This window comes from Streptomyces sp. SD15 (genome assembly GCF_054462255.1).
The window spans coordinates 215426-225476 of sequence record NZ_JBTLMO010000008.1 but is presented as its reverse complement, the minus strand read 5'-3'; the positions used below and the strand labels follow the sequence as shown (position 1 = coordinate 225476).

Annotated in this window: 7 protein-coding genes; 4 read left to right on the top strand and 3 right to left on the bottom strand. The window is 70.1% G+C overall.

Translation table 11 applies throughout. The features are described from left to right. Positions 1–688 precede the first annotated feature (688 nt). The 4 genes from ACX28W_RS11220 (at position 689) to ACX28W_RS11205 (ending at position 4662) form a co-directional block, all read left to right on the top strand. Positions 689–1594 carry an NADP-dependent oxidoreductase gene (locus tag ACX28W_RS11220; protein WP_388864502.1) on the top strand — a complete coding sequence of 302 codons (906 nt, stop codon included), beginning with the start codon at positions 689–691 and terminating at the stop codon, positions 1592–1594. A gap of 64 nt (positions 1595–1658) precedes the next feature. Then, positions 1659–2720 (top strand): alkene reductase, encoded by a 1062-nt coding sequence (locus ACX28W_RS11215; RefSeq protein WP_458998734.1) that lies wholly within the window; start codon positions 1659–1661, stop codon positions 2718–2720. A 7-nt stretch (positions 2721–2727) separates the two neighbouring features. Then, positions 2728–3207, top strand: coding sequence for a MarR family winged helix-turn-helix transcriptional regulator (locus ACX28W_RS11210; RefSeq protein WP_458998733.1), 480 nt, complete (start codon positions 2728–2730; stop codon positions 3205–3207). Positions 3208–3753: 546 nt separating this feature from the next. Further along, positions 3754–4662: an SDR family oxidoreductase gene (locus tag ACX28W_RS11205; protein WP_458998732.1), complete on the top strand. Its 909-nt coding sequence runs from the start codon at positions 3754–3756 to the stop codon at positions 4660–4662. Positions 4663–5771: 1109 nt separating this feature from the next. Here ACX28W_RS11205 and ACX28W_RS11200 read toward each other — a convergent pair. Genes ACX28W_RS11200 through ACX28W_RS11190 form a run of 3 tightly spaced genes read right to left on the bottom strand, consistent with a single transcriptional unit; the run spans position 5772 to position 9999 of the window. Beyond that, a complete protein-coding gene (locus ACX28W_RS11200; RefSeq protein WP_458998731.1) occupies positions 5772–6074 on the bottom strand; it encodes a hypothetical protein in 303 nt (100 codons plus the stop codon). A gap of 32 nt (positions 6075–6106) precedes the next feature. Continuing rightward, positions 6107–6433, bottom strand: a complete 327-nt coding sequence (locus ACX28W_RS11195; RefSeq protein ID WP_458998730.1) for a hypothetical protein — start codon at positions 6431–6433, stop codon at positions 6107–6109. Next, positions 6430–9999 carry a glycoside hydrolase family 32 protein gene (locus tag ACX28W_RS11190; RefSeq protein ID WP_458998729.1) on the bottom strand — a complete coding sequence of 1190 codons (3570 nt, stop codon included), beginning with the start codon at positions 9997–9999 and terminating at the stop codon, positions 6430–6432. Before ACX28W_RS11190 ends, ACX28W_RS11195 begins: the two co-directional genes overlap by 4 nt. Positions 10000–10051: the final 52 nt, after the last annotated feature.

Here is a 10051-nt window from a genome sequence, read left to right as displayed (position 1 = left end):
AAGATCAGCAGGCATCCAACAGATCCTGCCGACACAACACCCAACTGCCAAGCCCCACAACACATTTCATTCTGAAACGATCAGTTACGCGGAGAGGCCGACGACGTGCTGCTGCCCTTCCTTGCCGAGGAGCCGTTCAGGCGCTCGGCCACATGCTCCGCGAGAAGGGCGACCCGAGTTCCGTCAGCTACCGAAGGGCGAAACCTGGTGGCCTGTGAGGTCGTCGCGCAAGCACAGGAAGCGGGCGGGTGGCGGTACTGACCCTGGACGACTGCTCATCGGCAGGGAACTCCGCAACCAGGTCGGGCCGTACGGGGGCGTCAGGCCTCCCGCCTGGAACAGGCGAACACCAAGCTGTTGGCGCGGCCGGAGGAGAGGGACGCGGAGCTGGAGGCTGCCCGGGCGGCCAACCGCGAGCCGACCCGGGCCCGAACCAGAAGGAAGCCGCGCACCGCTAGGGGCTGGCCGGCCCGGTCGTCCAGCTTCCAGTCGACGTAGCCCTTGGCTGCGGAAGGCGCGCTCCGGCGGAGCGCCTCCCGCTTCGACCGCCGCCCCGAGGAGACCGATGCGACCGCGGCCGATCTTGCGCAGCCCGAGCGACAGCAAATACTTGGCTAGCCACATGTTTGCTGTTACGTTGATTATGTGTCCAGCCACCTAAATGGGTGGCGACATGAGAGGAGCCATCATGAAAGCCATCCTGTTCGACCGTTTCGGCGACACTGAAGTGCTGCACGAGGCGGACATCGATGTCCCGCAGCCCGGCCCCGGGCAGATCCGCGTCCGCGTCAAGGCGGCCGGGCTGAACGCGCTGGACGGCAAGATCCGCTCTGGGGCACTGGAGGCCGTGTTCCCCACGCCGCTCCCCTCCGTCCCCGGTCACGAGCTCGCCGGCGTGGTGGACGCCCTCGGCGAGGGCGTGCAGGACGTGCAGGTCGGCGATGAGGTGCTGGGCTGGTCGGACACCGGCTCGTACGCCCAGTACGCGCTGGCCACCACCGTGGCCCCCAAGCCCGCCGGCCTCGACTGGCAGCACGCGGTCGCGCTGCCGGTGGCCGCCGAGACGGCCGAGCGGGTCCTGGACCTGCTCGGCGTCACCGCCGGGGAGACCGTGCTGATGCACGGCGCGGCCGGAGCGGTCGGCACCCTGGCGGTCCAGCTCGCCACGGCCCGCGGAGCACGCGTCATCGCCACCGCCGGCCCCGCCAACCAGGACTACCTCACCTCGCTCGGCGCCACCGCGACCCTCTACGGCGAGGGCCTGGTCGAACGGGTCCGGACGCTCGCCCCCGACGGCGTGGACGCGGTGTTCGACCTGGCCGGCAAGGGAGCCCTCGAGGACTCCATCACCCTGCGCGGCGGCACCGAGCGCATCGTCACCATCGCCGACTTCCGCGCGCACCAGCTCGGCATCACCTTCTCCAGCGGTGGCCAGGAACGCTCGGCCGCCCGCCTGGCCGCGCTGGCGCAGGACGCCGCGACCGGCAAGCTCGTCACCACCGTCACCGCCTACCCGCTCGATCAGGCCGCCACGGCCCAGCAGATCAGCGACGCCGGGCATGTCCGGGGCAAGCTCGTCCTCACCCTCGACTGATCACGCCCGCCATTCCCTCTTGTTCCGATCATCACCTGGCCATCACCGCACCGAAGGACCACTCATGCTGAACGCCCTCTGGACGCCGACCACCGTCGGCGACATCTCCCTCCCGCACCGCCTGGTCATGGCCCCCATGACCCGTGACCGCTCTACGCCTGAAGGCATACCGACCGAGCTCAACGCCGAGTACTACGCCCAGCGGGCCTCGCACGCGCTCATCATCACCGAGGGGACCCAGCCCTCCACCGATGGCCAGGGCTACCTCCTCACCCCCGGCATCCACAATGACGATCAGATCGCCGGGTGGCGCAAGGTCACCGACGCCGTGCACGCGGCCGACGGCCGGATCGTCATCCAGCTGATGCACACCGGACGCATCTCCCACCCTGACAACACCCCTCACGGCCGTCAGCCGGTCGCCCCATCGGCGATCCAGCCGCAGGGCGCGATGTTCACCGCGTCCGGGCCCCAGGAGATGCCGACGCCCCGTGCGCTGTCGACGCAGGAGGTCGTGGCGACCGTCGACGACTTCCGCCGCGCCGCAGCGGCCGCCGTCGCGGCAGGCGCCGACGGCGTGGAGATCCACGGCGCCAACGGCTACCTCGTGCACCAGTTCCTCGCCGACAACACCAACCAGCGCACCGACCGCTACGGCGGCTCCATCGACAACCGCATCCGCTTCGCCGTCGAGGTCGCCGCTGCCGTGGCCGACGAGATCGGCGCCGACCGCACCGGCCTGCGCATCTCCCCCGGCAACCCCTACAACGACATCGCCGAGTCCGACACCGCCGAGCTGTATCCGGCGCTCCTGCGCGCCCTCAGCCCGCTCGGCCTCGCCTACCTCCACATCCTCCACGCGGGCGACGAGGAGCTGCTGGGCACCCTGCGCGCGCTGTGGCCGACCACGCTGATCCTCAACCGGGCCGGCACCGACCTGCCCACCCGCGCCAAGGACGTCGACAACGGCACGGCCGACCTTGTCTCTGTCGGTGCCCTCGCGCTCGCCAACCCGGACCTGGTCGAGCGGCTACGCTCTGACGCGCCGCTGAACACCCCCGACCCGGCGACCTTCTACGGTGGCGGAGTGGCCGGCTACACCGACTACCCCACCCACACCGTCTGAGGAACCGATGCCCGCCCCCACACACCGCACCCCCTCCACGGCCGGCGAGGGGCCGATGAGCTACGCGATCTTCCAGCTCGCCCGCGCTCACCGCGCCCGCGCCGCCGCCATGCTCCGCGAGATGGACCTGCATCCCGGACAGGAACTGCTGCTGATGCAACTTCTCGACCGGGACGGCCAGACCCAGTCCGAACTGCTCGAAAGCGTCGGCCTGGACCACTCCACCGTCTCCAAGTCCCTGCGCCGCATGCAGGACGCCGGCCTGCTCGTGCGCGAGCCGGCCGAACACGACCGGCGCGTCATGGTCGTCCACCTCACCGACAAGGGCCGTGCCATGCGCGAGCCCATCGCTGCCATGTGGCGAACCCTGGAGGAGACCTCCGCGCGGGACCTGTCGGCGCAGCAGGCAGAGTCCTTCGTCCGTATCGCCTACGCCATCACCGACGCGATCAACAGCCGTGACGTTGCGGCGGGAGAGTCCGAGTAACTCCCCTCGGCCTGCACCCCGGTTCCGGCCTGGGGGGGCGAGTCGTTTCCGGCGTTCCCGCGAAGGCGACAGTGCCGCAGCGCACTCGGCCCATGAAGGCCCATGCTGAACGGAGCCAGGCTCCCCGACTGTCGGAAGAAGACCCGGCGAGCCGAGCCGGCGGATGCGGTGGAACCCGCCCGTTCACTCCCGTACCTCGGGGAGAACCGGGGTGAACGGGCCTCAGTGTGAGGGGCAAGCGCGAGCTGTCCCGGTGGAGGCAGGACGCAACTCATTCGGGGCCAGGGCGACACCCGCGGGGCCTGCGAGCCCTTCCCCGTCGCCGTCCGGCCCGCATGAAGGTTGGCCGCATCACCCGCGTCCGGGCCGCCTTCGACCCCCGCGAGCTCCTGCAGGCCGCCTGTGACCCGCGCCGCGGACCCGCCCACCACAGGCCAACCCCCCTGAGCGACCCGGGCCGACGGCGCCCGCCTCCCGCGACCACCATTACCCCGCCCACCCAATTCCCCCCCCACCACCACTGACCTGATGGAAAGTGAGACCCCCATGACCACCACCCTCCCCGTCCTCGTCGTCGGCGCGACCGGTTCCCTCGGCGGCAAGGTCGTCGACGAACTGCTGGGGCGCGGTAAGAACGTCCGCGCCCTGGTCCGGCCGACCACCGACGCGACCAGGCTCGAAAACCGGGGTGTCGAGATCGCCCGCGGCGACATGCTCGACCTCGACTCGCTCGTCGCCGCCATGAACGGCGCCGATGCCGTCATCACCACCGCTGCCGGCTACACCCGCGGCGGCAAGAACGCGCACGACATCGACACCGTCGGCAACGCCAACCTCGCTGAGGCCGCCCGCCGCACCGGCATCCGGCGGTTCGTCCTGACCAGCATCCTCACCAGCGACCAGACGCCCCAGGTCCCGCACTTCTGGCACAAGAAGCTCGCCGAGGACAAGCTCGAACAGCTCGGCGTCCCGTTCGTCGCACTGCGGCCGGGGGCCTTCCTCGACCAGATCGCGACCATGGCGGGCAACCCGATCGACAAGGGCCGCCTGGCGTGGATCGGCAAGACCACCGTCCCGCTGACCTTCGTCCACACCTCAGACCTCGCGGCGTACCTGGCGGCCGCCGTCGACGCCGAGGCAGACAACGGTGAGCGCATCGACATCGGCTGGGACCGTCCAGTCAGCATGCGCGGGATGGCCGACCTGATGGGCAACCGGGCCGGAAAGGAGATCAAGGTACGGACCGTCCCCTCCGTCGTCGCCCGCGCCGCAGGAGCCATCGCCGGACGCTTCATGCCCCTGGTCAAGGACATGGCCGCGATGTTCAGCTGGTTCGACAGCGGCCGCTACGTCGCCGACCCCCGCCGCCAGGAGCAGCTGTTCGGCCCCGCCCCCACCGCCGAGGACGTCCTCGGCCGATACACCGACGAGCTGGGCACGGCGCAGCACCGGTGACCAGCCCGCATGCCGGTCCGGCCGCCCGGGCGGGGCCCAACCGGTGAGTGGGAGGACCGCTCTGACAGATCGCCGTACATTCCTGCCGCACCCGGAATGGGACCTGCCGGGCCGACTCCAGCCGGGCTTCACCTGAACTGGCAAAACCACGGCACCTGCTGCGGTGGCAGCGGTTCCTGACAGCCAGGAGTTCTCCAGGGGAGCGACTGTGGCGCGAGGCCAGCCGAGAGGGTCGAGTGACCCATCGGGGCCGTTTCCCCTTCGGGCCGTTTCCTTGCCCCTCGGCCATCGCCGGGACACTTCCTCAGCAGCGACAGGTTTTCCACAGCACAGACGGCAGCCGACGTCGCCCTACCGCGTCCGCGCACCCGCCGCGCCGGTATCAGCACTGCCTCCGCCGCCGGCCCGGTACTCAACTGTCCGCCCTGTGGATGGCTGCCCCAGCCACGCAACCATCAAATGGGACAACGAATCGACCCCGAAACACCGTCGGCCTGGACACGTCTGCGCCGTCCCGGCCCCTGTACGGCCCCTGGGTCCTGGCATCGGCCCTCAAGGCAGTCGCCCAGGCCGCGAGCGACACCCTCGATCATCTACTCACCCGCAGGTCAGGGGGTGGAGCTCCCCCGAGCACCGCCCGACTCCAAACCCACGAGCAGCGGATTCAGTCCGTTCAGGCAAAGTTGACGCTCCGGCACCCAAAAATGAACGTTTCCGCAGGTCAGCGACCTGCACAGGTGGGGCGGGTGGGACTCGAACTCACGGCCGACGGATTATGAGTCCTTTGAGGATCTTGGCGGTCCTTGCCGATCCATGCTCATCCTTGACGTTTTCGCAGGTCAGATGCGGTTATCCATGTTGGGGTTAGTCAACCCGCGTCAGTCTGTTCCTGTCCTTGCGGCCTCAACTCGGCCTCAATGAGGGCCAGCAGGATCGCGCCGAAGACATAGAGGACGATCGCGCCAGCTCAAGCACGGCAATGAAACCCGCGCGCAGCGGATTTCCCTTCCAACGCGCAGAGGCTCCACCCCAGGGTGCCGGGGTGGAGCCTCTGGGAGCATTTTTACAGGCCAGCGCATACACGCAGAGTGCGAGCTGCAGGACCGGGATCAGACCGCGTCCAGCTTGGCCGCTTCGACGGGGTGCCGCTGCAGCCAGGCGTGTGCGTCGAAGTTCTCCTTGAGCCAGCGGGCACAGACGGCCCACTCGACGTGCTCACTGCCCGCGTCGCTCAACACGACGTCCGCGACCAGCCTCGTACAGCCCACCCCCGCACCGTGCGCACTGCACGATTTCCTGGCGTTCACATGAGGAGCGATGGAGACGATGCGGGACACCATGGCCTGCTCCTCCTCGGCATACGTGCGGTCGAACCACTCGATGAACTGGTGCACAGTGCCGATCTTGGCCACCCGGTCATGCAAGGCTTTCTGGTCATGGCCGGTCAGGAACCAGCCGAGCGTGACCGGCGCCCCGCAGCCGCAGGTCCGGGCCGCGTGGGGGGGGAGTCGAAGTAGGTCACCGGATTGCGAGCTGCGGCGACCGGATGAGGCTTGCCCACATAGGCGTCATGGACGGGGTGGCCCGCCTCCAGGAAGCGGCCTTCGATGGCGCGACGGCCGCCGGCGACCGACACCAGGCCGTCGATCTCTATGGCCTGGCGCACGATGCCCTGCGCCGACAACAGCGCGTACTGCTCCCGGTCGGCCCGCTCACCGAGCACCCAACACCCGCGATTGGCGCGGAACAGGTCGGCTTGACCAGCGGTCACAGCTCCTGCGCGTAGGTGTCCTGGTACGCCGCCCTCCCGCCGAACACATTCAGGGCGATGTGGCCATCGGCGTACGTCGTGTCCGTCACGTCGATGATCCGTGCGCCGTTGAGGAACACCTGGATGCGGTCGCGCTCGGTGAGGATGCGGACGGGGTAGGTCGTGCCGCGGCGGACCAGGGCCGGGACGCGGGCGAGGGCGGCGCCGTCGTCGAAGAAGCCGTTGGCCTTGGCGACCAGACGGATCACGCGCAGGTCGGGGTCGATGTTGAGGCAGTAGGCGTCGGCGCCGTCGGAGGAGGCGCGCCAGAGGAGGGAGAGGGCACCGCCCGTGTCCGGGTCGGGGCCGCCGAGCCGGACCAGGGTGGTGAGGTCGAAGTCCGCCGCCGTGCGGGACGAGATCGCGTTGGAGTCCTTGTCGAAGCTTCCGGCGCGGCCCGCGCTGTCCGTCGACCAGCGGCCGGCGGGGGTGATCGTCAAGTTGCCGAGGTCCGAGCAGAATTCACCGCCGGTCGGGGCGGCCACCAGCGGCTTCACCCGATCCACCAGGCGGAAGGTGCTGTCCAGCTTGTGCACCTTGAGCGAGTCGATGTGTGCGGTGCCGCCCTTGGCGTAGAAGGCCACGCCGTCGGCGTCCGGGCCGGGGAAGATCAGGCTGGTCACGGCAGCCTGTCCGTCCGCGCCGAATGCCTCGACCGAGGACGAGTCGACGTACACGCGCAGGGTCACGCGGCCGTCGGTCGTCTTCATCGGCGCGGTGGTGCGGCCCATGAAGTACTGCGTGAAGTCGCTCAGGCCCGATGCCGAGCGGTCCACGAACAACTCCTGCGCCTCGGCGTCGTATCCGACTGTCGTGTGCTGGTCGTCGTCGGTCCGGAGCCGGAATCCGATCTCCTTGGCGGTGCCAAGGGTGATCTCGGCCTCGATCTCGTAGGCGATGCCCCGGACTCCCGCGAGCGGGTTCGCGGAGTCGGGGCCGACAGCGAGGTCCTTGCGGGTCGTGGTGGACGTGCGCAGCGTGACCAGCTCCGGGACCGGGCGCTGCGCCAGGCGTACGCCGTCGGCGGTGTCCGTGAGGGTCAGTTCGCGGGGGGTGCTCAGCTGGCCGTTCCAGCCGCCGGTCGGGGCGCTGAAGGGGTAGTCCCAGTTGCTCATCCAGCCGAGCCAGACGCGACGGTCGTCGGGCAGGCCGTAGAAGGACATGGCCGCGTAGTAGTCGCGGCCGGAGTCGGCGCGCAGGACGGTGCCGGCCTTCTGGTCGGGAGTGAAACCGGTGCCGTTCCACTCACCCGTGAAGTACTGGGCGGCCGAGCCGTTCGTGGTGCGTACGGCACCGGTGCTCAGGGTGAGGACCCACTTCACCTTGTCCTTGTCGCCGTCGACCGGCAGTGGGAAGAAGTCGGGGCACTCCCAGACGCCGGGCGTGGCCCAGTCGCCGTAGCCGAAGGAGCTGACCTGGGTCCAGGTGAGGAGGTCGGTGGAGGTGAAGAAGCGGATGTGATCGCCGCCGGAGACGACCATCAGCCACTGGTCGTGAGCCTCGTCGCGGATGACCTTCGGGTCGCGGAAGGTCCAGCCGGCGTCGGGGCCTCCCGGGTTCTGCACGGCCGGGGTCGAGCCGCCGTGCCACTGCCACGAGCGGCCCTTGTCCCTGCTGTAGGCGATGCGCACGCTGGCATTTCCGCCCGGCTTGTCCGGGTGATAGCTGGTGTAGTACGCGATCAGGCCCGAGCCGCCGTCGAAGAGGCCGGAGGTGTCGTCCGCGTCCACAACCGCCGAGCCCGACCAGCAGTTGCCGTAGGCGTTCCAGGGCAGGGCGATCGGCAGGGCCTGCCAGTGGACGAGGTCCGTGCTCACCGCGTGCGCCCAGCGGCCCTCGTCCTGGTGGAAGAGGTGGTATTCGCCGTCGTAGTAGACCAGGCCGTTGGGGTCGCTGGTGGAGCCGATGAGCTGGGAGTAGTGGTACGTGGGGCGGTACGGCTCGGTGAAGTAGTCGGCGGTGCTGCGGATCTCGACGTTCTGAAAGTACGACGCCCCGTGCGCGGCCGCGGTGCCGACGGTGGCGCCCGCGGTTCGGGACACGCGGGTCTTGAGCGCCCGTACGCCGTCCACGTACACCTCGATCGTCCTGCTCGTCGCTCGGGCCTCGACGCGATAGGTGCCGCCGGACGCGATGCGCCGGACCGGGCCGGAGGCGGAGGCGAGGCGGGCGCCGGAGGAGCGGTCCAGCAGGACGACGGCGTTGCGGCCGGCTTCCAGGCGGGCTTCGTAGCCGCCGGAGCCGTTCGCGGACGCGCGCAGGACGAGGCCGGCCGAGGAGGAGGGGCCGCCGGGTGTGATGTCGGCTCTCGCCACCAGGTCGCCGTCGGTGAAGGGGGCCGTGCGCAGGCCGTTCTCGCCGCGGATGCCGCGCAGGTCGGGGGTCCAGGTGCCGGAGCGGGCCGTCCAGCCCTGGAGGCCGGTGGCGAGATCGGCCCCGGCGATGTTCTCGAAGGACACCGCTCCGGCCGATGCCGTGACGGCGAGTCGGCCTTTGGTGTGGGTGGAGTCCTGGGCGGTGATGACAGGGCTGTAGCCGTCGGGAGAGAGGAAGTTGGTCTGCCAGTGCACGCGCAGTTCGTCGCGTTCGGCTTCGACGCGCAGGCGGTAGACCGTGTCGGCCTTGATGGTGGTCGCGTACGTACCGAGGGTGACGTTGCCGTCGATGCGGTAGAGCCTCAGCCTGCCCTGGGCGGGGTCGACTTGGACGCCGTAGCCGTGCGTGGCCGTGGCGTCCGTGCGCACCAGCAGTGAGGCGATGGCGGAAGCGTCGTGCAGGAGCAGGTCGGCCTGGAGCGCGGTGTCGTACGTCTTGGTCGTGGTGATGGCGCGGGCGGTGGCTCCCTGGGTTGGGGCCGCGCGCCAGCCCAGCGGACTCGCCGTCCAGGTGCCGCCGCTCGTGGTCCAGCCGGTGAGGTTGGTGGTGACTGAGGAGAGGGAGGGCGGGCCGAAGGTGACCTTGCCGCCCTGGGCGAGCAGGCCCACCGAGCCGGTGTCGTGGCGGTGGTCCTCGGTGTGGAGGAGCCGCTTGCCGTCGACATGCACCGTCAGCTCGGGTCCGTCGACTGCCACTTCGAGGTCATAGGGTCTTGCGGTCCGCGCGCCCGGAAGTGGAGCGGTGGCGAGTGTGTCGCCGCCGGTCAGGTCGTAGAGCCGTATGCGGGAGCGGCCGGGGTCGAGGGCGACCGCGTATCCGGTCGAGCCGTCCAGGGCTGCCCGGAACACCAACGCGCCTACGGCGGAAGAGGATTGGGGCGTGACGCGGGCCGCGTACGTGCCCTTGGCCGCGAGTTGCTGCTCGGACAGGGCGAGGGCGGGCCCGCGACGGCCGGCGGTCGCCTTCTGGCCGCCGTCGGAGGTGCGGGTCCAGGTGCCGGTGACGGGGATGGGGTCGGGAATCGGGGTGGCGGCGGGGGTCGCTCCGGCAGCGCTCGGGGCGGCCTGTGCTGCGGGGAGGATGCCTCCGAGAGGCAGCAGGGTGGCGGCGGTTCCTCCGGCGAGCAGGAGGGTGCGGCGGGACACGCTCATGGCGGCTCCTGAGGAGAGCAGGGGAGGGTGCGCCACGGCCCGGGGTGACGTT